We start from the raw sequence: 24695 nt of genomic DNA, 5'->3' as shown, positions 1-24695 counted from the left end.
GGTCGTGTCGTGGGCGGGAAAAGCCAGCGAGCAGTCTACCGTACGCGTTGCGCAACGCGGGGGCAGCGCGGTCGCGCCGCTTCGTGAAATACTTCGGCCACGCGTCCTTGCGGAACTTCGAGATGACCGACTTGCCTGCCGTGCCCGCGTTGCGTTGCGTCGTCATGCGTTGCGCGTCGGCGTGCGTCGTCGCGTGGCTGGTCGCCGGGCCGGCGATGGCCGGCTCGTCGGCGGTGTCGCCGCCCGGGTTGCCGGCGCCCGCAATCCGCTCGCCGCAACGCATCCTGTTCGTCGGCGACAGTCTCACGCACGGCCGTTACACGCCCGTGCGTTCGTACGGCGCGATGCATGCCGGCCGTCAGGCCGCAGGCGCGGCCGCGGCGCGGGTGATCGACGAGAACTTCGGGCAGACCGGCGCCCGCGCGGAACGCGAGCCGGGCCCGTGGGGCGGGATTCCGGGCATCTTCGCGCGGTTTGCCGTCGAAGCCGGGCTCGACTATGACGTCCATCTCGAAGCGATGTCGGCGACGAGTCTCGCCAAACACGACCGCGTTGCATCGGACGTGATCGACCGGCCTGTCTGGGACGCGGTCGTGCTGCAGGAGTTGAGCGCGAAGCCGCTGCCGTTTTCGCTCACCCATAGCCGTGCCAGCGATCCGGCCGCCTTCTGCGCGAGCGTCGCGAAGATCGCGCGCGGCATTCGCGCTGCTGCACCGCAAGCGCGCGTCTATCTGTACGAAACCTGGCCGGGCGCCGATCTCGCGAAGGCGCTGGCGGGCGAGCCGGGCAGCGCCGGCTTTCACGCGCGCTATGTCGAGCGTCTCGCCGAACTCGTCGCCGCGTATCGCGATGCATTCGAACGCGCCCGCCGCACCGATCCGTCGATCGTGGCCGTCGCGCCGGTCGGCCGCGCATGGCAGCGCGCGTGGATGGCGGGCATCGCCGATCCCGATCCGTATGCGCCGTCGGGCGCCCCGCTGCTGTGGTACGGCATGCGCGCGCACAACGACCCGCCGATCTCGCGGCTCGACTATCAGCATCCGGGCGTGACGGGCGCTTACCTCAGCGCCCTCGTGCTGTTCCAGCAGATCGCCGGCGTCGACGTGCGCACCCTGGGCGCGCGGGAGCAAGCAGCCGCGCAGCTCGGCATCGCGCCGGACCTGGCGGTGAAGCTGCAGGCGGTTGCGTCGGAGACGGTGCGGCATGAACGGGCGGACGTCGGGGTCGGGACCGGCACCGATGCCGGTGCGGCGGCGACGGATGAACGGTCCGATCCGTGCGCGTCGCCATGAGCCGGATGGGCGGACGAGCGGCGGCGCTGCACATTCGGTGCGTCGCAGCGATCGATGAACGCTGACGAATGCAAGGTCCCGCGGCGTCGCTCCGCCGTTCCGTCGCGCGGCGCCGGCGGATTGACCGAGGATACCGAACCGCGCGGTACGCCATCACCATCACCGGCCGCCGAATCCGCGCAGCGCGGCCTATCGTTTTCCCTGCCCTGACCTTCCAGCTTCGGCTCGCCTTCCGTCCGACGCCCGCCCAGCGGGCGTTTCCCGGCCTTTCTGCGCGGGAAAGGATGCTTGAAGCATCCGCAATTATCGCGTCGCGCAAATTCGCCGACCATGTTTCGGACGATCGGCGCGATCGCGCGCATCCGGCCTTTCGCGGGCTTTGCGGGCACGTGCGCCGCGTCGCGCGACCGGGCCCGTGATGCCGGCCGCGAATAGCCGCGAACGGCCGGGCATCGCGCCACGGCAAATCGATAATCAGGAGACACGATGAACAGCCAATCCCTCGACCTTGGCGGCACCGCGGGCGGACCCGCGTCCGCCGCATCGTCCGCGGCCCGGGCCGGCGCCGATGCGACGGCCCTGCCCGCGCGTGGCATCACGCTCGGCGAATTCATGGACGACCTGCCGGTCGGTGCGCTGCACCGGTTCGTCGTCTGGGTAATCGGCATCGGGCTGTTCTTCGACATGTACGAGATCTTCCTCGTCAGCACGATCGGCTCCGCGCTGCAGCACGAATACGGGCTCAGCCGGCAAAGCGTCGATTTCAAGCTGCTGCTCGCGTCGGCATTCATCGGAATGTTCGTCGGCGCGCTGTGTCTCGGCAGCCTCGCCGACCGCATCGGCCGGCGCAAGGCGTTCCTGATGACGCTCGTCTGGTACAGCGCGTTCTCGCTGATCGGCGCGTTCTCCGTGAACGCCGACATGCTCGTCGCATGCCGCTTTCTCACGGGCATCGGCGTCGGCGCGATCTACCCGGTCGCCGACAGCTTCCTGTCCGAAATCCTGCCGAAGGACAAGCGCGGACGGCTTGCCGCATGGGCCTATACGACTTCGTACGTCGCCGTGCCGCTGGTCGGCTTCCTCGCGCTGTGGCTGAATCCGCTGCACGTCGCGGGCGTGGCCGGCTGGCGCATCATCCTCGCGATCGGCAGCCTCGGCGCCGTGTACGTGCTGCTGGTCCAGCATCGTCTGCCGGAAAGCCCGCGCTGGCTGCTCGCGCAGGGCCGCGCCGCGGATGCGCATGCCGCGGCGAAGCGCTTCGCGGACAGCGCGGGGGGGCGCGTGCCCGACCAGTTCGCGGCATCGGCCGAACCGCAGCGGCCGCTGCGCGTCGGCGAGCGCATCGCGCTGCTGCGCCGCCGGCCCTACGGCGCGCGCTACCTGATGCTCGCGGTATTCCACCTGTTCCAGGGCTTCGGCTATTACGGCTTCGGCACGCTCGCGAGCACGGTCGTCAAGAGCCGCGGGTTCGACGTGACGGACAGCACGCTGTTCATCGCACTGTCGTTCATCGGTTATCCGATCGGCTCGCTGCTGTCGATTCCGCTGCTGAACTGGATCGAGCGCCGCACGCTCGTGATCGTGTCGATCCTCTCGATCGCCGCGTTCGGGCTGTGCTTCGCGTATTCGGGCAATACGGCGCTGATCGTCTGCTTCGGGTTCCTGACGACCTGCGCGTCGAACGTGTTCAGCAACGCGTATCACGTGTATCAGGCGGAGATCTTCCCGGCGCGCGTGCGCTCGACCGCGATCGGCAGCACCTACTCGCTGTCGCGCATCGTCAGCGGCGCGTTGCCGTTCGTGCTGCTGCCGGTGCTGGCCGAGCACGGCGCCGGAGCGATGTTCGGCGTGATCTCGGTCGCGCTCGGCATCGTCGCGGTCACGCTGCGCATGCTCGGGCCGCTGACCACGCGGCGCAGCCAGGACGACATCAACCCGGTATGACGCGGTATGCGGCACGGGGCATGCGCATGCGTGCCCCGTGCGTCGCGCCTGGCGCGCGTTGAACGCAGGTCACGCATTCTTCGCGTTCAGCGCGCCGACATGAAATCGAACAGCTTCGCGATGTCCGTGGTCAGCACGGTGCCGGCCTTCACGCCGACCCACAGCGTGCGCGTCGCCCACGCGTCGTCGAGCGTCACGACGCCGAGCCGCGCCGCGCGCTCGCCCGTCACCGCGTCGCGCGGCAGCACGCCGATCCCGAGCCCGGCCTCGATCATCCGGCTCACGCCGTCGAAATTCGATACCTGGATGCGCAGCTTCAGCGAGCGCTCGGCCGCGAACGCGGCGTCGGTCATCCGCGCGAGCAGCGAACTGCCGTCGCTCAGGCCGACGTAGTCTTCATCGAGCGTATCCGCGAAGCGGATGCTGTCGCGCGCGGCGAAGCGATGCCCGCGCGGCACGAGCAGCACGAGCTCGTCGCGCCGGTACAGCCGGCGTTCGATGCCCGGCGCCGGCACGTTGTCCGCGAACACGCCGAGATCGGCCTTGCCGGACCCGAGCGCATCGACGATCTCGTGACTCAGCCTTTCCTCGAGACTGACCTTGATGCCCGGGTTGTCGGTCAGGAACGCGGCGAGATCGGCCGGCAGGAACTGGACGATCGCCGACGTATTGGTCCACACGTGAATGTGGCCGCGTACGCCGGCGACGTAATCGCTCATCTCGTGCGCCATCCGGTTCACCTGCTCGATGACCTTCGCCGCATGTTCGAGCAGCGCGCGGCCCGCGGGCGTCAGCTCGACGCCGCGCGCATGCCGGACGAACAGCGCGCTGCCGGTCACGCTCTCGAGTTCGGCGATCCGCTTGCTGACCGCGGACAACGTGAGCTGACCGTGTTCGGCCGCCTTGGTCAGGCTGCCGTGCTCGGCGACGAGAGCGAACACGCGCAGCGACTGCAGATCGAAATGAAGCGGGTTCACCATGACGAGGATCCTGGGGGTGTGCCGTGCGGCGCGTGCGAATGGCGCCCGACCGGCCTGATGCCGATCATACGCCCGGCCGTGCACGCGGCGAAATCGCGCGAAACGATGCAGGACGGCGCGTTCAGCGCGGCGCGATCGCCTGCAGTGCGGCGAGCATCGCGCTGTCCGGTCGCGCGAGATCGTCGAGTACCGTGAAGTGCTGCATGCCCGGCAGCCACGCGCGTGCAACCGGCTCGCCGGCCGTCTCGCATGCGTCCGCGTATTCATGCGCATGGCGCACCAGCTCCGGCAACTCGGCCGCGCCGACCGCGACGACGGTCGGCGCACCGGGGCCGACATGACGCAGCGGGCTGTAGGCGGCGATTTCGTGCGCGGTGAGTCGAAGCTTCTCGCCGAGCACACACAGCGAGATCGGCTCGAGATCGACGAGCGGGCTGATCGCAAGCGCCGACACGACCGCCGGATGCGCGCGATACACGGCGGTCAGGTGACCGCCTGCCGAGTGGCCGCTCAGGTGGATCGGCCGGCCGCCGGTGCCGATGCGATCGGGATCGGCCGCGAGATGGTCGAGCAGCGCGCCGATCTCGCCGACGATGTCGGTCATCGATGCATCCGGTGCGAGCGTGTATTCGGCGAGCACGACATCGAACCCGCGTGCGAGCGGCCCGGCGGCCGCGTACGCGAAATCTTCCTTCGCGCAGTGCTGCCAGTAGCCGCCGTGAATGAACACGAACAGCGGCGCGCCGGGCAGGCCGCAGCGCAGCCAGTCGAAGCGCCGCGCGGGGCGCGACCCGTAACGCAGGTCGCGCTGCGCGGGCGTCGCGGCGTAAAGCGCGGCACTGCGTGCCTGGCAGGACGCGAGTACCGCGGGGAAGTCGGGAATGGCCTTCGTGTTCAGGTAAGCGGCGTCGAGCGCCGCGCGGTCCATGCCGCGATAGAGGATCGTCATTCGGAATGTGCGTGGGTCGGATTGCGGATCTGCGGGACGCGCGTCGCGCCCGCTGCGAAGGCGGCGGACGGACCGGCGCCGATGCACGCCATTATCCGCAGTGCAACGCGGCGCGCCTATCCGGAATCGGCGGGTGCGATACGCGCCTGTCCGCTTTCGGCGGAGGATTGCTGCGTGGCGGGCGCATCGCGCCGGCGCATGCGGAACCGGCAGAACGGACGCGATGCTGCGCCCACGCCGCACGACAGCTCGGCATGACCGCCGCGCGCGCCGTGCAATTCAACGCAACGCAACTCAGATCAGCTCGGAGATCTCGATCAGGTTCAGGTCCGGGTCGCGCACGTACACCGACCGGATCTTCTGCGTCGCACCGGTGCGCTCGACGGGCCCTTCGACGATCGGCCATTCGACGAGGTGCAGATGCGCGATCACGTCGTCGAGCGGCACCGACGCGATGAAGCACAGGTCGAGCGCGCCGGGCACCGGCACGTGCGCCTTCGGCTCGAACTCCGCGCCGCGCACGTGCAGGTTGATCTTCTGGTTGCCGAAGCGGAACGCGAGCCGGCCCGCGCCGAAGGTTTCGAGCTGCATCTGCAGCACTTCGGTATAGAAATGCTTCGTCCGCTCCGGATCGACGCAAGTCAGCACGAGGTGGTCGAGGTGGTCAATCAGTGCCATGTGATTCGCTCCGGTTCGGTTACGACAAAGCCCGCTGCGCCGGCATGTGGCCGGCTTCGGCGCGCGGCGGCGGATGCAGGTCCGAGCGGCGCCCGGCCTTCAGGATCTGGCTCGGCAGGTCATGCCCGATCAGCGCGGGCAACCGCGCGGCCGCGGCGAGTACGCCCGCCAAGTCGACGCCCGTATCGTAGCCGTCGAGCGCGAGCATGTGCACGAGCTCCTCGGTGCACGCGTTGCCGGTCGCGCCCGGCGCGTACGGACAGCCGCCGAGGCCGCCGAGCGATGCGTCGAAGCGGTCGATGCCGGCGTCGAGCGCGGCGAGCGTGTTCGCGAGCGCCATCCCGCGCGTGTTGTGAAAGTGCAGCGCGAGCTGCAGCGCACCGAAGCGTTCGCGTGCGCGTTCGGCCAGGTCGCGCACCTGGGACGGATACGCCATGCCGGTCGTGTCGCACAGCGTGAAGCCGTGCACGCCGAGATCCGCGAAGCGCTGCATCCACGCGAGCACGGTTTCCGCACGCACGTCGCCTTCCATCGGGCAGCCCATCGCGGTCGACAGCGACACGTTGAGCGCGACGCCGGTGCCGCGCACCGTGTCGATCACGTCGCGCAGTTGCGCGAACGACTGCTCGCGGGTCATCCGCAGGTTCGTGCGGTTGTGGCTCTCGCTCGTCGACATCACGAGGTTCACCTCGTCGACGCCGCACGACAGCGCGCGTTCCGCGCCGCGCACGTTCGGCACGAGCACCGTATAGACGACGCCCGGCGCGCGCACGATGCCGTGCATCACGGCTTCCGCGTCGCGCAGCGCGGGGATCGCCTTCGGCGACGTGAACGACGTGACCTCGATCTTCGCGTAGCCGCACGCGCTCAACGCGTCGACGAGCGCGATCTTGTCGTCGGTGTCGACGAACGCCGCTTCATTCTGGAAACCGTCGCGTGTCGCGACTTCTTGAATATAAAGTCGTTGGGGATGGGGCTGGTTCATGTCGTCGTCCCGGTCGCAGGTTGGTCGCTTCAGATCACGCCGCGCGTGCGCCAGTCATCGCGCGTCGCGGCATCGATGCCGATCGATTCGAGTACCGCGTCGGTATCGGCGCCGAGCGCGGGCGCCGGACGCTCGATGCGTCCCGGCGTCGCGCCGAGTTTCGGCACGATGCCCGGCACGAGCACGGGCGTGCCGTCGGGCAGCGCGGCGTCGACGATCATGTCGCGTGCGCGGTAATGCGGATCGGCCGCGATGTCCGCGACGTCGTAGATGCGCCCGGACGGGATGCGTGCGTCGTGCAGCGCGGCGAGCACGTCGTCGAGATCGAGCCGCGCGCTCCATTCGCCGATCGCCGCGTCGATGCGCGCGACCTGCGCGACGCGCCCGTCGTTGTGCGCGAGCGCGGGATCGTCGCCGAGATCGGGGCGCCCGATCAGCGCCATCAGGCGCCGGAAGATGCTGTCGCCGTTGCCGGCGATCAGCGCGTACCTGCCGTCGCGGCAGCGGTACGCGTTGGTCGGCGCGATGCCCGGCAGGCTGCTGCCGGCCGGCTCGCGCACCGCGCCGAACGCCGAGTATTCGGGCAGCAGGCTTTCCATCATGTTGAAGACGGATTCGTACAGCGCGACGTCGACGACCTGCCCCTTGCCGCCCTGCTGTTCGCGATGGCGCAGTGCGAGCAGGATGCCGATCACGCCGTGCAGCGCCGACAGCGAATCGCCGAGCGACACGCCGACGCGCACCGGCGTGCGGCCCGGCTCGCCGGTCAGGTGGCGCAGGCCGCCCATCGCTTCGGCGATCACGCCGAAGCCGGGCCGGTCGCGATACGGGCCGGTCTGGCCGAAGCCCGATACGCGCAGCATCACGAGCCGCGGGTTGATCGCGGACAGCGTCTCCCAGTCGAGCCCCCAGCCTTCCAGCGTGCCGGGCCGGAAGTTCTCGATCAGCACGTCGGTCCCGGCGACGAGGCGGCGCACGACGTCCTGCCCTTCGGGCGTGCGCAGGTCGAGCGCGAGCGAGCGCTTGTTGCGCGACTGCGCGGCCCACCAGACCGACGTGCCGTCGTGCAGCAGCCGCCATTTGCGCAGCGGGTCGCCGACGCCGGGCGGCTCCACCTTGATCACGTCCGCGCCGAATTCGGCGAGCATCCGGCCCGCGAACGGCCCGGCAATCAGTTGGCCGAGTTCCAGCACGCGGATACCGTCCAGGGGGCGCGTCATGACTGTCTCCTGAAAATCGTGTTGTCGATGACGGCGATCATGACGGCGTTCGCATCCGGCGAAAATCGATCGATGCTCAACCAGCCTTTCCTGAACGGAAAGGGGCGCGTGGCTCATTTCGCGGGCCAGCACGGCGGCTTCGTCGAGCGCCGCACACGCATCGTCCCAGCGGCGCCCGCGTGCGCCATCGCCTGCAGCACGACGGGGCGCTGCCACAGCGGCTCGTGCGACGGAACAGTGAACCGGGAAGTCGTCGGGCCGGCCGTGCACGGATGGCACCGACGTTTTCCGCGCGGGAAAGCGCGCTCGCGCAATGCGCAAGCCCGATCGCATGCGCCGTTGGCAGAATCGTTGCCGTTGCGCGCCCGCCGGGCGCCCGTCAGCGAGGCCCGCCATGTTTTCCAGTTCCTCTCCTGCGCAGATCGTGTTTCTCGACCGCGCGACGCTGTCGCCGCAGACCGTGCTGAAGCCGTTTCCGTTTCCGCACGCGCTGCGGACCTTCGAAGGGACGACAACGGACGAAGTGGCCGCGCGTATCGGCGACGCGGACATCGTCGTGACCAACAAGGTCCGGCTCGACGCGACGGCGCTCGACCGTGCGCCGCACCTGAAAATGATCGCGATCGCCGCGACGGGTACCGACATCGTCGATCTCGATGCGTGCGCCGCGCGCGGCATCGTCGTCAGCAACATTCGCGGGTATGCGGTGCGCACCGTACCCGAACACACGTTCGCGCTGATCTTCGCGCTGCGGCGCAGCCTCGTCGCGTATCGCGACGCGGTGCGCGCGGGGCGCTGGCTCGACAGCGGACAGTTCTGCTTCTTCGATCATCCGATCCGCGACCTGGCCGGCGCGACGCTCGGGATCGTCGGCGACGGTGTGCTCGGCCGTGCGGTGGCCGGCATCGCCCGCGCGCTCGGCATGCGCGTGCTGTTCGCCGCGCACGGCGCTGCGCGGGGCGCCGGGCATGTGCCGCTCGACACGCTGCTGCGCGACAGCGACGTGATCACGCTGCACTGCCCGCTCACGCCGGCGACCAGCGGCCTGATCGACGCGGCCGCGTTCGCGCGGATGGCGCGCCGGCCGCTGCTGATCAACACCGCACGCGGCGGGCTCGTGGATGAAGGTGCACTCGTCGACGCGCTGCAGTCGGGGCAGATTTCGGGCGCCGGCTTCGACGTGGTCACGCAGGAGCCGCTGCCGGCCGCGCACCCGTTCCACGCGATCCTGTCGCATCCGGCGTTCATCCTGACGCCGCATGTCGCGTGGGCGAGCGACGAGGCGATGCGGGCACTGGCCGATCAGCTCGTCGACAACGTTGCCGCGTTTGCGCGCGGCGAACCTCGGCAGGTGGTGTGACGCCGGTCGCTGCGGACCGAACCTGCGGACCGCGCGAATTCGGGCCGTGCAGTCAGGGCCGTGTAAATGGGGCGCGCAGATCGACCGCGCAAATGGAGCGGCCCCGCTCGATTGCTCGAAGCGGGGCCGACGGAATGGGGGCTGCTTACGCCAGCGACTCGGCACGTTACGGGTTCGTGCATCCGCCCTGCCTTGCGGCCGGTTTCCGAATTCCTGATGGGCGCTACTTCAAGGAAATCAGGCCGCCAAATCTGTAGGACGAGTCCGAAACTGATGAAACGGAGCCCAGGACACCGTTCGCTGCCGCGCCGACCGGCACGCGAGCCTCGACGCGAAGATCGATCAGTAAGCGGACATCTCGACGCAAGGATCGACCTTGGACGGCGAGCAGATGACCGAATACTTGGCGCTTTCGCGCATCAGCGCTTCGCCTTCGTGCAGCGCGATCTTGATCTCGGGGTGACGCTCGTACGCGAGGAACGCGGAGCAGAAGACCGCGGACATCACGACCAGGGAAAACACAAATTTTTCAAGGGATTGGAGACGTTCGGGCATGGTTCGACCTTTCTTCTAGGTCGTGATTATAGCTCGAATTAAGGGTTTTCCCTATATTCCGATCCGCATACCGAGGATGGGTTCGGTCGATACCCGGTCGCGTTTGCGCCCTTTTTTGCCGCTAATCCGGGCCCGAGCACGGGTCGAACAAGATGGGGCACCGCCGCGGTCGCGGCACCGTTCGCGCAGTCCGCCAGCGGTCCGTGGAGAACGGTACGGTTCCGCGCGCCGGGAGCGTCCTCTGAAGAAAGCGCGACGAAGCCCGTCGCCGGCCGCGTCACTGCGGCGCTGACGCACCGCTCGCCGCGTTGCCGGGCCACGCCTTGCCGATCCGGTCGATCAGCGATTTGGCGGCGCCGGTCGCGATGGCCGCGTCGACGCCCGAGGTCTGCCACGAACCGTCGGCGGCCTTGACGAAGGTCAGGTTCGCGCGCGACGGCGCGTAATCGTGGTTGCGCCACGTGACCACGACGTCGCACGTGTAGGTCCGTTCGCCGACCTTCCTGCAGTCGCCGTCGGGTTTCGCCGAGATCACGTCGGCCGACACGGGCAGCGGCTGGCCGAACAGCGCGTTCAGGCCGCCGTGGTTTTCCGCTTCGAGCGCGCGGCGCACCGCGGCATCGACGTCGCTCGATCCGGGGCCGTCGTGGAGCAGGTTGCAGGCGGCAAGCAGCGTGGCCGCACAGCCGAGCGTGAGCAGCGTGGGAAACTTCATGGAACTCCGCGAATCGGGTGAACGTCGGGCGGCATGCGGCGATGCGAGCGAACGTATCGCCGGGCCGGTACGCTGCGTAGTCTGCAACGTCCGTGCACGGTTCGCGGTATCCATTTGTAACCAATTGCACGGATGGCGCGCGCAAGCATCGGCAGGACCGCCTGCATCGCTGCGCCGCCGCTGTCCTTCGCGTTGAGTCGCGTTAACGCACGCCGCCACACGTGGACGCCTATTGCCGCTCCTGCTTCACGCGACTCACGAGCTGCGTCGGGCTCACGAACTGCAGCGCGATCACGACCCACACGAGCGTGATGGCCATGTAGATCATCGCCATCGCGTCGATCGACTGCGGCGCGCGCACGCCGGTCGAGAACACCGCGTAATACAGCGCGACGACGAGCGTCTGCGTGCTCGGGCCCGCGGTGAAGAAGGTCAGCTCGAACATCCCGATCGTGCGCACCAGCACGAGCAGCCCGGCCGCGAGCATGCCGGGCACCAGCAGCGGCAACAGCACGTAGCGGAAATAGCGCCACGTGTTCGCGCCGAAGATGCGCGCGGCGGCTTCGAGGTTCGGATCGATCTGCTCGATGAACGGCGTCATCACGAGGATCACGAACGGCAGCGCCGGTACCAGGTTCGCGAGGATCACGCCCGGCAGCGTGCCGGCGAGCCCGACCTTGTACATCACGGTCGCCATCGGGATCCCGTACGTGACGGGCGGCACCATCAGCGGCAGCAGGAACACCAGCAGCGCGAAGCGCTTGCCGCGGAATTGCACGCGCGCGAGCGCATAGGCGGCCGGCACGCCGAGCGCGACCGACAGCAGCACCACCGCGCCGACCACTTCGAGCGTCACCCACAGCACGCTCGCGAGCTGGAAGTCTTCCCACGCCTTGGCATACCAGTGCAGCGTGAAGCCCTGCGGCAGCGGCGTGCCGAACCAGCGCGTCGCGACCGAGTTCACCGCGACGGTCGCGATCAGCAGCATCACGTTCAGCAGGAAGAACGCCATCAGCCCCCACACGAGCGCCTTCCATGCACGGCCGGCGAGGCTGCCGCGCAGTTTGCGCGGCTTCATCGCGTTGACCGGCTGCGCGCCGGGCGGGCTGTGCTTCGGCGGCCACGCCGGCGCGGCATGATTGTCGGTCGCCATCAGCCCTTGCCTCCCGTGACCGGACCGGTATAGAAGAAGCGGCGCGCGCCGAGCATCGACGCGACCACCAGCAGCTGCACGAAGCCCATCACGATTGCGATCGCCGACGCGAGCGAATAGTCGTAGCTCTCGAACGCGGCTTCGGCGGCCGCGATCGAGATCACTCGCGTCGGCCCGGCCGGCGCGCCGAGCAGCACGGCTGACGGGAACACCGAGAACGCCTGCACGAACGACAGGCACGCGGCCATCGTGAGCCCCGGCACGAGCAGCGGCAGGTAGATCCGCCGGAACTGCTGCCACGGGTTCGCGCCGAGCGTGGCCGCGGCGCGCGCGAGCGTCGGGTCGATGCCGCTGATGTACGACAGCATCAGCAGGAACGCGAACGGAAAGCCCGACACGATCAGCGACAGCAGCACGCCCCAGTAGTTGTGCGTGAGGCGCACCTCGTCGGTGTACAGGTGCAGCCCTTGCAGCGCCTGCGGGAACCAGCCGTTCGGGCCGAAGTACGTGAGCATCCCGTCGGCGACGAGCACCGTGCCGAGCGTGACGGGAATCACGAGCAGCGTCGTGACGAACTTCTGGTACGGCGAGTTGCGACGCAGCGCGAACGCGACGGGCACCGCGATGCCGACGTTGATCAGCGTCGCCGGCACCGCGAGCTTCAGCGTGACGAGCACGGTCGGCCACATCGCCGTGTCGGTGAAGAACTGCACGTAGTTCGCGAGCACGCCGCCGCCGTTCGTCGGCTGGAACGACAGCACGAGGCCGTACGCGAACGGATAGATGAACAGCGCGACGATGAACGCGAGCGCGGGCGTGACGAGCCACGCCTTCGCGTCGCGCGGCGCGCCGCCGGTCGCGAGCGTGCTCATGCGGCACCGCCCTTGCAAGTGCTGTTTCGACAGTGCCCGACAGAAGCATTCCGTTGCGCAAGAATGTGCGTCCGGCGGCGATCGGGGATGGTTTTCATGCTGGCCTCCCGGGGGCGCGCTGCCGCGCACGCGGCGCCGCGGCCGTTCATCGCGCGTCTCCCGCATAGACGAGCGTGCGCGCCGGGCTCACGCGCAGCCGCAGCCGTTCGCCCTGCGCGAATTCGCCGGCGACGCGCGCCCAGATCGGGCCGAACGGCGTGATCGCACGAATGAGCGAGTCGCGGCCGCCGTATTCGACCGTTTCGACGGTCGCGTCGAATGCGTTGTCGGCCCCTGCTTCCGCGCGCTCGATGTCGTCCGGGCGCAGCGCGACCACGACGTCCTTGCCGTCGAAGCCCGCCATCGGCACGCCGGTGATGCGCACACCCGCGGCGGCGACGTTCACGTAATCGCCGACCATGCCTTCGAGCGTGAACGGCAGCACGTTGCGATAGCCCATGAAGCGCGCGACGTGCAGGTTGTGCGGGCGCGTGTACACGTCCTTCGGCGACGCGACCTGCTGCACGATGCCCTCCTTCATCACGACGATCCGGTCGGCCATCGACAGCGCCTCGTCCTGGTCGTGCGTCACGTAGATCGTCGCGCGTTCGAGTTGCGTGTGGATGCGGCGGATCTCGGCGCGCATCTCGATGCGCAGCTTCGTGTCGAGGTTCGACAGCGGCTCGTCCATCAGCACCAGCGGCGGCTCGATGACGATCGCGCGCGCGATCGCGACGCGCTGCTGCTGCCCGCCCGACAACTGCCCGGGCAGCTTGCCCTCGTGGCCGACGAGCTGCACGAGTTCGAGCGCCTGCTGCGCGCGCCGCCGCGTTTCCTGCTTCGGCACGCCGCGCATCTTCAGCCCGAAGCCGACGTTTTCGAGCACCGACATGTGCGGAAACAGCGCGTAGTTCTGGAACACCATGCCAAAGCCGCGGCGCTCGGGCGGCAGCACGTCGATGCGCGTGTCGTCGAGCCAGATGCCGCCGCTCGTGAGCGGCTGCAGCCCGGCGATGCAGTTCAGCGCGGTCGACTTGCCGCAGCCCGACGGGCCGAGCAGCGCGACGAACTCGCCGCGCCGGATGTCGAGATCGAGCCCGTTCAGTGCGGCGACCTGCGCGCCCTCCGCATTGGTGAAGCTGCGGCACACGCCGTCGAGCCGCAACCGTTCGAAACTGTGCTTCATTACGCGAACTCCGTCGGCGCGGGCGCCGCGGCGCCCGCGGGTTCATCCGTCATTTCGACTTCTGCGACCCGATCTCGCGGTCCCACTTCTGGAACGCGGCCACCATCGCCTGCGCGTTGAGCGGCTGCACGTGCGGACGTTCCGCGAGCAGCTTCGCGTACTCGGGGCGGCCGAACTTCCTGATCACTTCCTGGCTGTGCGCGGGCGCCATCTCGAGCGTCACGCCCTTCACCGCCGGGCCCGGATAGAAGTAGCCGTCGTCGTAGGTCATCGCCTGCTGCGCCGGTTCGAGCAGGAAGTTCATCAGCTTGAACAGCACGTCGAGCTTGTCCTTCGCCACGCCCTTCGGAATCACCATGTAGTGCGCGTCGTTGACCCACGTCATGTTGTCGAACGCCTGGATCCGGAAGTCGGCCGGCACGATGCCGAGCGCGCGCGGGTTGAGGTCCCAGCCGGTGACGGTCACGGTCATGTCACGCGTGCCTTCGCCGAGCTCCTTCATCACGGCCGACGTGCCGCCCGGGTAGTACGGCACGCAGTCGTTGAGCTGCTTCAGGAACGCCCAGGTCTTGTCCCAGCCGTTGATCGGATCCTGCGGGTTCTTGTCGCCCAGCACGTACGGCAGCCCCATCAGGAACGTGCGGCCGGGGCCCGAGTTCGCCGGGCGTGCATAGATCAGCTTGTTCGGATGCGCCTTGCACCACGCGAGCAGCTGTTCGGGCGTCTTCGGCGGGTCGGCGACCTTCGCCGGGTTGTATTCGAGCAGCGGGCCGGCCGGCATGTAGGTCACTTCGAGGCCGAAGCCCTGCGCGACATCCTGCATCTTGCGCGGGCCGGGCGCGTACCGGTCGAGCACGCCGGGGAACGCGCCCGCGTTGTCGGGCAGCAGCTTCAGCCACAGGTTCTGCTCGATGCCGGCGGCCAGCGCGTCGGTGCCGGTCAGGACGAGATCGATGTCGGCGCGCCCCGCCGCCTGCATCGCCTTGATCTTGCCCGGCAGCTGCGGCGCGGGCGCGTTCGTGAACGTGACGTTCGCGACGAGATTCGGGTTCTTCTCCTTGAACGCCTCGATGGCCTTCTGCGTGAGCTGCAGGTTGCCCGCGACGTCGACGACGTTCAGCGATACGGGTGCGGCAACGGCTGCCGCGGCCGACAGCGTGAAACCCAGGGCGAGTGCGATCCGGCGGACACGGCGAGCGATCGGGGTGGCGTTCATGTCTCCTCACTTCGGTCGGTGGATGGGACCTTTCTTTTCAGGAAATCATGACGGCGTTATACGATGTCGGTCAACAAAAAACCGACTGGCGCGGGGCGGGAATTTCCCTAACAGAAACCTTCCGTTTCCCGAGGATTTGTAGATTGAGCGATTTCGCGGCGCGACACGGCGACGGGCACGCGGCGTGTTAGGACGTCGTATGTCGCTGGGCGCTCAAATGGAATCGGTTCACATTGACGCGCCGGCAGGGAATTCATGCGCGGCGCGTTGCCGATGGCGCTCAGGCCGCACCGAGCGCGATCACCTCCCCGATCAGCCGCTCCGCATCCCGCCACTCGCCGTACCCGGACGCCGGATTCAGATGCCCGACTTCGCCGAGATCGACGAGCTTGCTGCCCCACCCGGCCGCCAGCAGTTCGACGCGTTCGAAGCGCGCGAGCGGATCGTTGCGGCTCGCGGCCACGACGCTCGGAAACGGCAGCCGCCCGGTCGGTACCGGGGTCCAGCCGTTCGCGGCGATCGCGTCGGGCGCCGGATAACCGGCGGGCATCGGCGTATCGAGATCGGCCGGTGCCGCGAGCAGCGCGCCGTGGATCTTGCGCGTGGCCTGCCGTGCCCAGTGCACCGTGATCATCACGCCCGCGCTGTGCGCGACCAGAATCACGGGGCCGTCGATCGCGGCGAGCGCCGCATCGAGTGCCGCGACGCGCGCGGCGCGGCTCAGCTTGTCGGCTTCGAGCGGCGCGACGGACCGTGCGTTCGGCAGGCGTCGTTGCAGATGCGTCTGCCAATGGTCTTCGACGTGATCGCGCAAGCCGGGCACGATCAGGATGGTGGGCGCGGTCGCCAGGGTCATGCAGCCTCCGGGAGGGTTCGGTTCAGGAAAGGTGGGACGCGCGCCGTTCGCGTTCGACGCGCGCGAGATCGGCCGCGTAGCTCGCGCGTCCGATCGCGAACAGCACGGCGGCCGCGAGCGGCACGACGGGAATCCATTGCAGTGCGCCGACGAGGCCGGCGCGATCGGCGACCCACCCCGTCAGCAGCGGGCCCGGCGCCATGCCGAGCAGGTTGTTGGCGAGCGTGAGCGTCGCGAACGCCGATGCATGGATCGCGGCAGGCGTCAGGTTCGCGACCATCGCGCCCGATGCGCCGGACGCGCCCGCGCCGACCAGCATGCCCGCGCAGATCAGCGCGAGTTGCAGCGGCCCGGGCGGCAGCCGGAACGCGGCGCCGAGGCACACGCCCGTCAGCACGCAATACGCGATCGCGGTCAACCACTTGCGCTTGCCGTCGGTTTTGCCGACACGGTCGGTGACGATCCCGCAGCCGACCATCCCGACGCCCGACAGCAGCACGAAGCCGGCCGCGAGCACCGCGGCGCGGTCCGGCGCCATCGCGTAATAGCGGTTCAGGTAGCTCGGCAGCCAAGCGAACAGCGCGCCGGGCACGAACAGGTGCAGCCCGCTGCCGACATACGCGCAGATCACCGAACGCGATGCGAACAGCCCCGACATCAGCGCGCGCACGCTGCCGCGCAGGTCGCGCGGCGCATCGCCATGGGGCCGGCACGGTTCGACGCGGCAGGCCGCGAGCCGCCGTTCGGTGACCACGCCGCGGTACGCGACGAGCAGCACGATGCCGAGCGCGGCCATCACGCCGAACGACCAGCGCCAGCCGAGATGCGCGCCGACGAGGCCGCCGAGCGCCATCCCGAACACCGAGCCGAACGCGCCGCCGGCCATGAACGCGCCGGTCAGCGTCGCGCGCAGCCGGGCCGGAAAGATGCTGAGGATCAGTGCGACGCCGACGCTGCCGTACGCGGCTTCGCCGAGCCCGACGAGGCCGCGCGACACGAGCATTTGGGCGTAGTTGGTCGACAGCGCGCAGCCGAGCGTCGCGACGCTCCACAGCGCGGCCATCAGCACGATGCTGCGCACGCGGCCGAAGCGGTCGGCGAGCACCGACAGCGGGAACGTCAGCAGGCCGACCAGCAGCGCGACGACGCCGGAGAGCGAGCCGAGCTGCGTGTCCGACAGTCCCCACGCGTGCTTGAGGAGCGGAAACACGGCATTGAGCACCTGCCGCGACATGTAGTCCGACAGCAGCAGGCCGACGGTCAGCCCGAACACGAGCCAGGCATAGGCCGGCGCGCGCCGCCCGGTGGCCGCCACGTCCTGCAGCGACGGCTCGACGTGATGAATCAGCATGCGTGTCTCCTCCGGCACCGGTGCGGCAACGCGCCGGCGCGGCTTGCGCGGCCCCGCTCCGTTCGTCGGAGCTTGCCTCGCGCACGGCGCGAGGGTGGGTGCCGCGCCACATCGATCGGCGGGCGGCGCTCGCGGGCCGCCCGGTTGCACGGTCGCCCGGTGCGTCAGGCCGCGCGCAGCGGCACGCTCAGCTGGCCCGGCCGGCGGTTCGGCGCCATCCCGAGCTGCGCGAGCGTCTCGTCGACGCCGTCGTACTGCACGCCGATCCGGTAGATCGCCTTCGCCTCCTTGCCGGTGGCGATCTCGCGCCCGAGTTCGCGCGCGATCCGCGCGCACTGCTCGACCTGCTGCACCGACGTCATCCGGTTGCCCTTCTGGTCGATGATCGTGTCCTCGATCCCGCAGCGCGGATGCAGGCCCAGCGCCATCGCGACAGTGTTGATCGGCAGCACGTTCTTCATCAGCGATTCGAGCGTGATGCACGCGCCGTCCGGGCAGCGCCGCACGAATTCCATGAAGTTGTACGGATTCGGGCCGTCGAAGCCGCCGCCGATGCCGACCCACGTGACGTTCAGCGGCCCGCGATAGACGCCGCGGCGGATGATCCGCTCGAGCGTCTCGAGCGCGTGCATGCCGGTGAGCTGGAAATGCGGCTGGATGCCGGCCGCCTGCAGCCGGCGCAGGTGCTCGTCGACCCAGCCGGGGCCGGCCGGCACGGTCATCTCGCGGTACGCGTCCCACAGCGCGGCTTCGTTCAGCGACGTGCCGGCGATGTCCTTGCGGTTCATCAGCTCGGTGATGTTCATCTGCACGGTGTTGATCGCGACCGTCACCTGGTCGGGCTTCGGCGTCAGCTCGGCGAGCATGTGGCGCGTGTCGTCGGACAGCCATTTCGCCTCGGCGCCGTCGCCTTCCGGCGCGAACGAGATCGAGCCGCCGACCTGCAGGATCATGTCGGGCACCGCCTCGCGCAGCCGGCCGAGCAGCTCGTTGAATTTCGACAGCCGCTTGCTGCCCTTGCCGTCGAGCTCGCGCACGTGCAGGTGCAGCACCGTCGCGCCCGCGTTGTAGCAGTCGACGGCCTTCTGCACGTGCTCGTCCATCGTCACCGGAATGTCTTCCGGAAAGTCGGCGGGCATCCATTCGGGGCCGTACGGCGCGACCGTGATGACTACCTTGTCCTGGTTTTCCGGGTGCAGCGAATCGTCGAGAAATTGCATGTCGTCCTCCAGTGGGAATCGTTTTAGTGCAGGCGTACGGGCGTGCGTATCCCGCCGCGCCGGGCGGCTGGCCTGGCGCGTCGTGTACAGGGTTGCGAGTCGGTTAAGGTGCGGGCGCGCTCAGAACGGCACGTCGCCGACGATGCCCGCGCGCTCCATCCTGCGCACGCACGGCGGGTAGTCCATCACCGCGTAATGCTGGGTGCTGCGGTTGTCCCAGATCGCGACGCTGTTCTTCTTCCAGCGCCAGCGCACCTGGTATTCGGGGATGTAAGCCTGGCTGATCAGGTATTGCAGCAGCTGGCCGGCGCCCGGATTCGCGTCCTGCCCGAAGCGCACGCGCCCGGGCGTATGGAAGTTCGTGAAGTGCGTCGTGAACGCGTTCACGTACAGCACCTTCTCGCCGGTTTCGGGATGCGTGCGCACGACCGGATGCTCTGCGTCCGGATACTGCGCCTTCAGCGCGAGGCGCTTGTCGACCGGCATCGCCGCGCCGAAGCTCGCCTCGATGCTGTGACGCGCGCGCAAGTCTTCGATCTGCTGCTTCACGTGTTCCGGCAGGTTCTCGTACGCGAGCACCATGTTCGCCCACATCGTGTCGCCGCCAACCGGCGGACCCTCGATGCAGCGCAGCACACAGCCGAGCGGCGGCGCCACGCGCCAGCTCGCATCGCTGTGCCACGCATTCTCGTAGCGGTCGTTCGGCTGGTCGGGCGACTTGTAGATCCGCACGAGCCCCGCGTGCTCGGGATCGCTGCCGGCGACCGGATGATCCTCGAGCTCGCCGAAGCGGCGCGCGAACGCGACGTGCTCGGCGCGCGTGATGTCCTGGTCGCGCAGGAACAGCACGCGATGGCGCAGCAGCTGCGTGCGGATTTCGGCGAACAGGCCGTCGTCGTGCACGGCGTCGGCGAGGCTCACGTCCAGCAGCTCCGCGCCGATCGCACAGGTCAAGGGTTCGACTCGCATGCGCGTCTCCTCAGACGATGAATACCGACGAGCCGGTCGTCTTGCGCGACTCGAGATCGCGGTGCGCCTGTGCCGCGTCCTGCAGCGCGTAACGCTGGTTGATCTCGATCCGGATGCGGCCGGCCGCGACGTGCGCGAACAGCTCGCCGGCCAGGTCGTTCTTCTCGGCCGGATCGGCGATATAGTCGGCCAGCGCCGGGCGCGTCAGGTACAGCGAACCCTTCATCGCGAGGCGCTGCGGGTCGAACGGCGGGATCGGGCCCGACGCGGTACCGACGCAGACCATCAGCCCGCGCCGCTTCAGCGAATCGAGCGAGCCCTCGAAGGTGTCCTTGCCGACGCTGTCGAACACGACGTCGACGCCCGCGCCGCCGGTCAGTTCGCGCACGCGCTTCGCGACGTCCTCGCGGCTGTAGTCGATCGTATGGTCGCAGCCATGCGCGCGGGCGATCGCGGCCTTGTGCTCGCTCGACACGGTGCCGATCACCGTCAGCCCGAGCAGCTTCGCCCATTGCGACACGATCAACCCGACGCCGCCCGCGGCCGCGTGCAGCAGGATCGTGTCGCCCGGCGCGAACGCGTGGATGCGGCGCAACAGGTACGCCGACGTCAGGCCGCGCATCGTCATCGCCGCGGCCGTTTCGCAGGCGATCCCGGCCGGCAGCTTCACGAGCGGCGCGGCGGCGATCAGCCGTTCGGTGCTGTACGCGCCGAGCGTGTTCAGGAAGCCGGTGTAGGTCACCCGGTCGCCGGCGGCGACGTTCGTCACGCCGGGGCCGACGGCCTCGACCACGCCGGCGGCCTCGACGCCGATGCCGGCCGGCAGCGGCACCGGATACAGGCCGCTGCGGAAATACGTGTCGGCGAAGTTCAGGCCGACGGCCTCGTGCCGCAGGCGGACCTGCCCCGCGCCCGGGTCGCCGACTTCGACCGCTTCCCAGCGCAGCACGTCGGGGCCGCCGGTTTCGTGGAATCGCACTGCATGTGCCATCTGGTTCTCCGTAGGATTTCAGTCGGATGCGCGTCACGCATCGTCGGGTTCGTCCGCGCCCGGCGTCGTCGCGGCTGAGCCGCTCGCCGGAGGCGCGTCCAGTTCGGTCCAGTCGGCGTCGCTCAAATAGCGCCGCGCGGCCGGGAAAATCACGCCTTCCATGCGCCCCATCTGCTCGAACGCGCCGCGCGCATAGACGGCGAGCGCTGCATCGAACGCGGCCGACGGCAAGCCGTCGGAGGCGAGCCGCGCCAGCGCGCCGAGCGCGTGCGCATCGCGGCGCCGCTGGCGGTCGAGCTCGTCGAGTTCGGCCGCGGTGCTCTCCGCCCGTCTGCGCAATGCCGCGCACAGGCGTGCTTCGGCGGACGGCCCGGAACGCGCGTCCTGCAGCGCCGCGAGCGACGCCAACGCGGCGTGCACCGCGAGCGCGCGGTCTGCATCGGCGGCCGGCCGCGTTGCCGAGTCCGGGTCTTCGCTCGCGAGCGTCGGCGCCTGCAACTGCGTCAGCGCCTGCAACTGCGCGCCGAGCGCGCGATGCGCGGCGAGACAGCGGGCCATCACGCGCGCCTCTGCCGGCGCACGCCGCGCCGGGCACACGAGCACCGGCACGCCGCTCGTCGCCAGCAGCAACCGCCGTTGCGCGGCCGCGCCGGCATCGGCATCGTGCGGCAGCGCCGCGACGCCGATCAGGTCGCAGCCGAGTTCGCCGGCGAGCGTGGCGGGCGACGTGCCGCCGGCCGCCGGCTGACCGGCCCCCGGATCGCCGGCCCCCGGATCGCCGGCCGCCGGATGGCCGGCCCCCGGATCGCCGGCCGCCGCGATCGCATGGGACAGGCCCTGGGCCCGTGCGGCGGCTTCCACTTTCGCACCGTGTTCCGGCATCCGCGCTCCGGATAAACGCGAGTCGGAGCCAGGCGATTGCGGCGCCGCGCCGGACAGCACGAACGTGACCCGCGCGCCGACCGCACGCGCCAGTTCGAGCGCATGGCCGATCGCGTCGATGCCGCCGGGCACGCCGTCGACCGTCACGAGCAGATGGCGATACATCGTGCCGCTCCGTTTATCCGGCGCTCGGCGCGCTGCGGCGCGCGCCAGTCGATACGATGTTCATGGCCCCCTCCCCGTTGCATTGGTCAATCGCGTTCGTCACGCCTCGGAACCCATGCTATCGGCCGGGCGGCGGCGCGGCCCCACTCGCCGCGGGGGGGATTGACGCGCGAACGCGGTTCGGCCGATCCTTCCCCCCACGCCCACCCCGGACGCCGGCCTGCACGGCAGCGCCGGATTCCGACTGCTGCCCCCGATGGCTCACCCACCCGAACGCGCCGACGCGCCCCCGACCGAACTCGTGCTGAAGACGACCGCGCCGCGCGTGCCGGCGCAGTTGCTCGCGCGCGCGCGGCTGAGCCTCGCCGCGGCGGCGTTCGACGCCCGGCCCGTCACGCTCGTGCAGGCGCCGGCCGGCTACGGCAAGACCTCGCTGCTCGCGCAATGGCGACGCGAATCGCTCGCGCTCGGCCGCGCGGTCGTGTGGCTGTCCGCCGACGAGCGCGACGACGCGCCGCGCCTGCTGCAGGGGCTCGTGCAGGCGGTGCGCACCGGTTGCGCGCGACCCGCGTTCGGGCGCCTGATTCCGGACGGCGCGGCCCGCGCGCTGGAGGGGCTGACCGCGTGGCTGGCCGAGGTCGCGCAACTGTCGATCGACGCGCTGCTGATCGTCGACGATGCGGAGCGGCTGCCCGCCGCCGGCCTCGACGCGCTGACCTACGTGCTGCACAACGCGCCGCAGAACCTGCGGGTGGTCGTCGCGGCCCGGCGCGGGCTCGATCACGCGGCCGGCGACCTGCTCGCCGGCGGGCAATGCACGCTCGCGGGCCCCGACTGGCTGCGCTTCACGCTCGACGAAACGATCGCGCTGGTCGGCGCGCGCTTTGCGCAGCGGGTCGACGCCGACGCGTGCGCGCGGCTGTTCGAGCGCGTCGACGGCTGGCCTCTCGGGCTGCAGCTCGCGATGGCCGCGATGGCGCGCTCGGCCGATCCGCGCCAGGCCGTCGATGCGCTCGCCGCACGCATGGACGGCACGCGCGACCGGCTCGTCGAACTGCTGCTCGCGAATTTGTCGGCTGACGACACCGCGTTCCTGACCCGCACGAGCGTTGCCGACCGCCTGCATCCGTCGCTGTGCGCCGCGCTGCTCGACGACGCGGCCGCCCCCGACCGGCTCGCACGGCTCGCGCGCGACACGCCGCTGTTCATCGCGTCCGACGCTTCCGACTGGTGCCGGCTGCATCCGCTCGTGCGCGATACGCTGCGCGACCGTCTGACGACGAGCGCCGAAGCAGACCGCAGCGCGCTGCACGCACGCGCGGCCGCGTGGCTCGACGCGCACGGGATGACGGAGGAAGCGGCGCGCCACGCGTATGCGGCCGGCCAGTTCGAGACGGCATACGCGCTCGCGCAGCGCTGCCTCGAGGACGCGATCAAGCAGGGCCGCATCAACGACGTGCTCGACTGGCTCGCGCTGCTGCCCGATGCGGAACTCGACAAGCGCCCGACACTGCGGATCGCGGTCGCGTGGGCGCTGGCGCTCGGCGAGCGCCATGTCGAGGCGCGGCGCCAGATCGCCGGCATCCTCGCCGACCCCGACACGCCGGCCGCGATGCGCTACGAATGCGCGCTGATCCTCAGTGCGGCGGCCTACTACGCGGACGAAATCGACCATTTCGTCGAGCTGTTCGAACCGTGGGCCGACTTCACGCCGCCCAAGGCGACCTGGCTCGCGCAGATGCATGCGAACCGCCTGTCGGCGCGCGCGATCATCGTCGGCGAACCGGCGCAGGCGCGCCGCTTCCAGCAGGCCGCGCCGCGCGGCGCGACCGCGGCCGGGTTCGGCTACGTCGCGCGCTGGGGCGAGCTGATCACCGGCCTGAGCTACCTGCGCGAAGGCCAGATCCGGCTCGCGGACGACGCGTTGTCGCCGGCGCTCGCCCGCGCGGAAGCCGATCTCGGGCGCCGCCATCCGCTGACCTGCATGCTTGCGGCGATGTGCGCGGCGATCGCGTACGAGGCCGATCGCGTCGACCAGGCCGCCGCGCTGCTCGCGAACCGGCTCGACGTGCTCGAGCACGCGGGCACGCCCGACACCGTGCTGCTCGGCTACCGGACGGCCGCGCGCATCGCGCTGCTGCGCGGCGTCGAGCATCGCGCGATCGACCTGCTCGAGGCGCTCGACGCGATGGGCGTCGCGCGCCGGCTGCCGCGCCTGTCGGTCGCGAGCCTCGCCGAGCAGGTGCGCATTCACGCGGCGCGCTATCGCGAGGCGACCTGCCATGCGCTGGTCGAGCGGATCGATGCGATTGCCGCGGCCGAGTTTCCGTCGCACGGGCCGCTGTGGCGGCGCCCCGTCGTGCTGCTGCAGGCGATGGCGCACGCGGGCGCCGCGCTTGCCGCGCGCCGCTGGGACGATGCATGCGCGGCGCTCGACGAAGCCGCCGTGCTGGCCCGCGAAATGAGCATGGGACGCGAGCGCATCGAGATCATGGCGCTCAGCGCGTTCGCGCTCGAACAGTCCGGGCACGGCGGCCGCGCGCTGCTCGACGAGGCGATGAACCTCGCGGACATGTTCGGCCTCACGCGCACGCTCGCCGACGCGCATCCGGCCGTCGCCGACTGGGCGCGCCGCATCGGCGACGAGACGGCCGCGGGCGACGGACCCGCCCGGCCCGCGCAGCCGCAGCTGCGCATCGTGCCGCCCGCGCCGCGCAGCACGGCCAGCCCGCGCGCGGTGCCGAGCGTCGTGCTGACGCCGAAGGAGCGCGCGATCCTCGAACTGCTCGCGCGCAACCTGTCGAACAAGGAGATCGCGGTGGCGCTCGCCGTCGGCGAGGAAACCGTGAAGTGGCACCTGAAGAACCTGTTCGGCAAGCTCGACGCGAGCTCGCGCAAGCACGCGGTGCGCCGCGCGCTGGTGCTCGGGTTGCTCGAAAGCGCGCCTTGACGCGCGCGTTGCCCGCCTGCGCACGTCCGAACCGGCCTCAACTCGCGTCAACTCGCCTTAACTGGCCTTGATCGGCCTTGCCCGGCCGTTGATGACAACCGCGTCACCAGGGCTTCCCTCCGATTCTCCGCAACCCTGCCCCCCGCGCATGGGGGGGAGCGGCCGCG

Annotated in this window: 21 protein-coding genes; 4 read left to right on the top strand and 17 right to left on the bottom strand. The window is 69.9% G+C overall.

What is annotated here, in order from left to right:
• Positions 1 to 122 precede the first annotated feature (122 nt).
• Together DIE02_RS13105 and DIE02_RS13100 are read left to right on the top strand one after the other, a co-directional pair.
• Entirely contained in the window at positions 123 to 1292 is a 1170-nt protein-coding gene (locus tag DIE02_RS13105; protein ID WP_124485466.1) for a hypothetical protein, read from the top strand.
• A gap of 486 nt (positions 1293 to 1778) precedes the next feature.
• The gene (locus tag DIE02_RS13100) at positions 1779 to 3236 is read left to right on the top strand and encodes an MFS transporter (protein WP_124529071.1); all 1458 of its coding nucleotides are present in this window, start codon (positions 1779 to 1781) and stop codon (positions 3234 to 3236) included.
• 86 nt (positions 3237 to 3322) lie between these two features.
• Here the strand turns inward: DIE02_RS13100 and DIE02_RS13095 are convergent, their stop codons facing one another.
• The 5 genes from DIE02_RS13095 to DIE02_RS13075 form a co-directional block, all read right to left on the bottom strand.
• On the bottom strand, positions 3323 to 4216 hold the full coding sequence (locus DIE02_RS13095) for a LysR family transcriptional regulator (protein ID WP_124485468.1): 894 nt from the start codon (positions 4214 to 4216) through the stop codon (positions 3323 to 3325).
• Positions 4217 to 4337: 121 nt separating this feature from the next.
• Positions 4338 to 5165 carry an alpha/beta hydrolase gene (locus DIE02_RS13090; protein ID WP_124485469.1) on the bottom strand — a complete coding sequence of 276 codons (828 nt, stop codon included), beginning with the start codon at positions 5163 to 5165 and terminating at the stop codon, positions 4338 to 4340.
• A gap of 294 nt (positions 5166 to 5459) precedes the next feature.
• Positions 5460 to 5843 (bottom strand): VOC family protein, encoded by a 384-nt coding sequence (locus tag DIE02_RS13085; RefSeq protein WP_124485470.1) that lies wholly within the window; start codon positions 5841 to 5843, stop codon positions 5460 to 5462.
• Positions 5844 to 5862: 19 nt separating this feature from the next.
• Positions 5863 to 6828: a hydroxymethylglutaryl-CoA lyase gene (locus DIE02_RS13080; protein ID WP_124485471.1), complete on the bottom strand. Its 966-nt coding sequence runs from the start codon at positions 6826 to 6828 to the stop codon at positions 5863 to 5865.
• A 29-nt stretch (positions 6829 to 6857) separates the two neighbouring features.
• Positions 6858 to 8048, bottom strand: a complete 1191-nt coding sequence (locus DIE02_RS13075; RefSeq protein ID WP_124485472.1) for a CaiB/BaiF CoA-transferase family protein — start codon at positions 8046 to 8048, stop codon at positions 6858 to 6860.
• Between the two features lie 394 nt (positions 8049 to 8442).
• On the opposite strand from DIE02_RS13075, the gene DIE02_RS13070 reads away from it, so the two are divergent.
• On the top strand, positions 8443 to 9408 hold the full coding sequence (locus DIE02_RS13070; RefSeq protein ID WP_124485473.1) for a D-2-hydroxyacid dehydrogenase: 966 nt from the start codon (positions 8443 to 8445) through the stop codon (positions 9406 to 9408).
• A 342-nt stretch (positions 9409 to 9750) separates the two neighbouring features.
• Here the strand turns inward: DIE02_RS13070 and DIE02_RS13065 are convergent, their stop codons facing one another.
• The 12 genes from DIE02_RS13065 to DIE02_RS13010 all read right to left on the bottom strand — a co-directional run bounded on the left by DIE02_RS13065 (position 9751) and on the right by DIE02_RS13010 (position 21578).
• On the bottom strand, positions 9751 to 9963 hold the full coding sequence (locus DIE02_RS13065; RefSeq protein WP_044843526.1) for a hypothetical protein: 213 nt from the start codon (positions 9961 to 9963) through the stop codon (positions 9751 to 9753).
• A gap of 277 nt (positions 9964 to 10240) precedes the next feature.
• Positions 10241 to 10678 carry a hypothetical protein gene (locus DIE02_RS13060; protein ID WP_124485474.1) on the bottom strand — a complete coding sequence of 146 codons (438 nt, stop codon included), beginning with the start codon at positions 10676 to 10678 and terminating at the stop codon, positions 10241 to 10243.
• 229 nt (positions 10679 to 10907) lie between these two features.
• Positions 10908 to 11831 (bottom strand): ABC transporter permease, encoded by a 924-nt coding sequence (locus tag DIE02_RS13055; protein ID WP_124485475.1) that lies wholly within the window; start codon positions 11829 to 11831, stop codon positions 10908 to 10910.
• Positions 11831 to 12703 carry an ABC transporter permease gene (locus tag DIE02_RS13050; protein ID WP_044843529.1) on the bottom strand — a complete coding sequence of 291 codons (873 nt, stop codon included), beginning with the start codon at positions 12701 to 12703 and terminating at the stop codon, positions 11831 to 11833. The genes DIE02_RS13055 and DIE02_RS13050 overlap by 1 nt, the downstream gene beginning before the upstream one ends.
• Before the next feature lie 145 nt (positions 12704 to 12848).
• On the bottom strand, positions 12849 to 13928 hold the full coding sequence (locus DIE02_RS13045; RefSeq protein WP_124485476.1) for an ABC transporter ATP-binding protein: 1080 nt from the start codon (positions 13926 to 13928) through the stop codon (positions 12849 to 12851).
• A 49-nt stretch (positions 13929 to 13977) separates the two neighbouring features.
• Complete coding sequence (locus DIE02_RS13040) at positions 13978 to 15144, bottom strand: ABC transporter substrate-binding protein (RefSeq protein WP_044843531.1); 1167 nt, start codon at positions 15142 to 15144, stop codon at positions 13978 to 13980.
• A gap of 280 nt (positions 15145 to 15424) precedes the next feature.
• Entirely contained in the window at positions 15425 to 16000 is a 576-nt protein-coding gene (locus DIE02_RS13035; protein ID WP_124485477.1) for an alpha/beta hydrolase, read from the bottom strand.
• Positions 16001 to 16022: 22 nt separating this feature from the next.
• Positions 16023 to 17351 (bottom strand): MFS transporter, encoded by a 1329-nt coding sequence (locus tag DIE02_RS13030; protein WP_124485478.1) that lies wholly within the window; start codon positions 17349 to 17351, stop codon positions 16023 to 16025.
• A gap of 164 nt (positions 17352 to 17515) precedes the next feature.
• On the bottom strand, positions 17516 to 18571 hold the full coding sequence (locus tag DIE02_RS13025) for a 3-keto-5-aminohexanoate cleavage protein (protein WP_044843535.1): 1056 nt from the start codon (positions 18569 to 18571) through the stop codon (positions 17516 to 17518).
• A gap of 120 nt (positions 18572 to 18691) precedes the next feature.
• Positions 18692 to 19540, bottom strand: a complete 849-nt coding sequence (locus DIE02_RS13020) for a TauD/TfdA family dioxygenase (RefSeq protein WP_124485479.1) — start codon at positions 19538 to 19540, stop codon at positions 18692 to 18694.
• Between the two features lie 10 nt (positions 19541 to 19550).
• A complete protein-coding gene (locus DIE02_RS13015) occupies positions 19551 to 20531 on the bottom strand; it encodes a quinone oxidoreductase (RefSeq protein ID WP_124485480.1) in 981 nt (326 codons plus the stop codon).
• Positions 20532 to 20564: 33 nt separating this feature from the next.
• Positions 20565 to 21578, bottom strand: coding sequence for a universal stress protein (locus DIE02_RS13010; RefSeq protein ID WP_124485481.1), 1014 nt, complete (start codon positions 21576 to 21578; stop codon positions 20565 to 20567).
• 256 nt (positions 21579 to 21834) lie between these two features.
• Here DIE02_RS13010 and DIE02_RS13005 point away from each other — a divergent pair, with 256 nt between their 5' ends.
• Entirely contained in the window at positions 21835 to 24528 is a 2694-nt protein-coding gene (locus tag DIE02_RS13005; RefSeq protein WP_124485482.1) for a LuxR C-terminal-related transcriptional regulator, read from the top strand.
• Positions 24529 to 24695: the final 167 nt, after the last annotated feature.

Source organism: Burkholderia sp. Bp8991 (genome assembly GCF_003853795.1).
GTDB lineage: Bacteria > Pseudomonadota > Gammaproteobacteria > Burkholderiales > Burkholderiaceae > Burkholderia.
Note: the sequence above shows the minus strand (reverse complement) of the source record. Positions and strands in the feature narration are given on the sequence as shown.

Excerpts from the sequence above, each read along its gene's own strand:
- DIE02_RS13105 (WP_124485466.1), top strand. The coding sequence starts at position 123 with ATGACCGACTTGCCTGCCGTGCCCGCGTTGCGTTGCGTCGTCATGCGT.
- DIE02_RS13100 (WP_124529071.1), top strand. The coding sequence starts at position 1,779 with ATGAACAGCCAATCCCTCGACCTTGGCGGCACCGCGGGCGGACCCGCG.
- DIE02_RS13095 (WP_124485468.1), bottom strand. The coding sequence starts at position 4,216 with ATGGTGAACCCGCTTCATTTCGATCTGCAGTCGCTGCGCGTGTTCGCT.
- DIE02_RS13090 (WP_124485469.1), bottom strand. The coding sequence starts at position 5,165 with ATGACGATCCTCTATCGCGGCATGGACCGCGCGGCGCTCGACGCCGCT.
- DIE02_RS13085 (WP_124485470.1), bottom strand. The coding sequence starts at position 5,843 with ATGGCACTGATTGACCACCTCGACCACCTCGTGCTGACTTGCGTCGAT.
- DIE02_RS13080 (WP_124485471.1), bottom strand. The coding sequence starts at position 6,828 with ATGAACCAGCCCCATCCCCAACGACTTTATATTCAAGAAGTCGCGACA.
- DIE02_RS13075 (WP_124485472.1), bottom strand. The coding sequence starts at position 8,048 with ATGACGCGCCCCCTGGACGGTATCCGCGTGCTGGAACTCGGCCAACTG.
- DIE02_RS13070 (WP_124485473.1), top strand. The coding sequence starts at position 8,443 with ATGTTTTCCAGTTCCTCTCCTGCGCAGATCGTGTTTCTCGACCGCGCG.
- DIE02_RS13065 (WP_044843526.1), bottom strand. The coding sequence starts at position 9,963 with ATGCCCGAACGTCTCCAATCCCTTGAAAAATTTGTGTTTTCCCTGGTC.
- DIE02_RS13060 (WP_124485474.1), bottom strand. The coding sequence starts at position 10,678 with ATGAAGTTTCCCACGCTGCTCACGCTCGGCTGTGCGGCCACGCTGCTT.
- DIE02_RS13055 (WP_124485475.1), bottom strand. The coding sequence starts at position 11,831 with ATGGCGACCGACAATCATGCCGCGCCGGCGTGGCCGCCGAAGCACAGC.
- DIE02_RS13050 (WP_044843529.1), bottom strand. The coding sequence starts at position 12,703 with ATGAGCACGCTCGCGACCGGCGGCGCGCCGCGCGACGCGAAGGCGTGG.
- DIE02_RS13045 (WP_124485476.1), bottom strand. The coding sequence starts at position 13,928 with ATGAAGCACAGTTTCGAACGGTTGCGGCTCGACGGCGTGTGCCGCAGC.
- DIE02_RS13040 (WP_044843531.1), bottom strand. The coding sequence starts at position 15,144 with ATGAACGCCACCCCGATCGCTCGCCGTGTCCGCCGGATCGCACTCGCC.
- DIE02_RS13035 (WP_124485477.1), bottom strand. The coding sequence starts at position 16,000 with ATGACCCTGGCGACCGCGCCCACCATCCTGATCGTGCCCGGCTTGCGC.
- DIE02_RS13030 (WP_124485478.1), bottom strand. The coding sequence starts at position 17,351 with ATGCTGATTCATCACGTCGAGCCGTCGCTGCAGGACGTGGCGGCCACC.
- DIE02_RS13025 (WP_044843535.1), bottom strand. The coding sequence starts at position 18,571 with ATGCAATTTCTCGACGATTCGCTGCACCCGGAAAACCAGGACAAGGTA.
- DIE02_RS13020 (WP_124485479.1), bottom strand. The coding sequence starts at position 19,540 with ATGCGAGTCGAACCCTTGACCTGTGCGATCGGCGCGGAGCTGCTGGAC.
- DIE02_RS13015 (WP_124485480.1), bottom strand. The coding sequence starts at position 20,531 with ATGGCACATGCAGTGCGATTCCACGAAACCGGCGGCCCCGACGTGCTG.
- DIE02_RS13010 (WP_124485481.1), bottom strand. The coding sequence starts at position 21,578 with ATGTATCGCCATCTGCTCGTGACGGTCGACGGCGTGCCCGGCGGCATC.
- DIE02_RS13005 (WP_124485482.1), top strand. The coding sequence starts at position 21,835 with ATGGCTCACCCACCCGAACGCGCCGACGCGCCCCCGACCGAACTCGTG.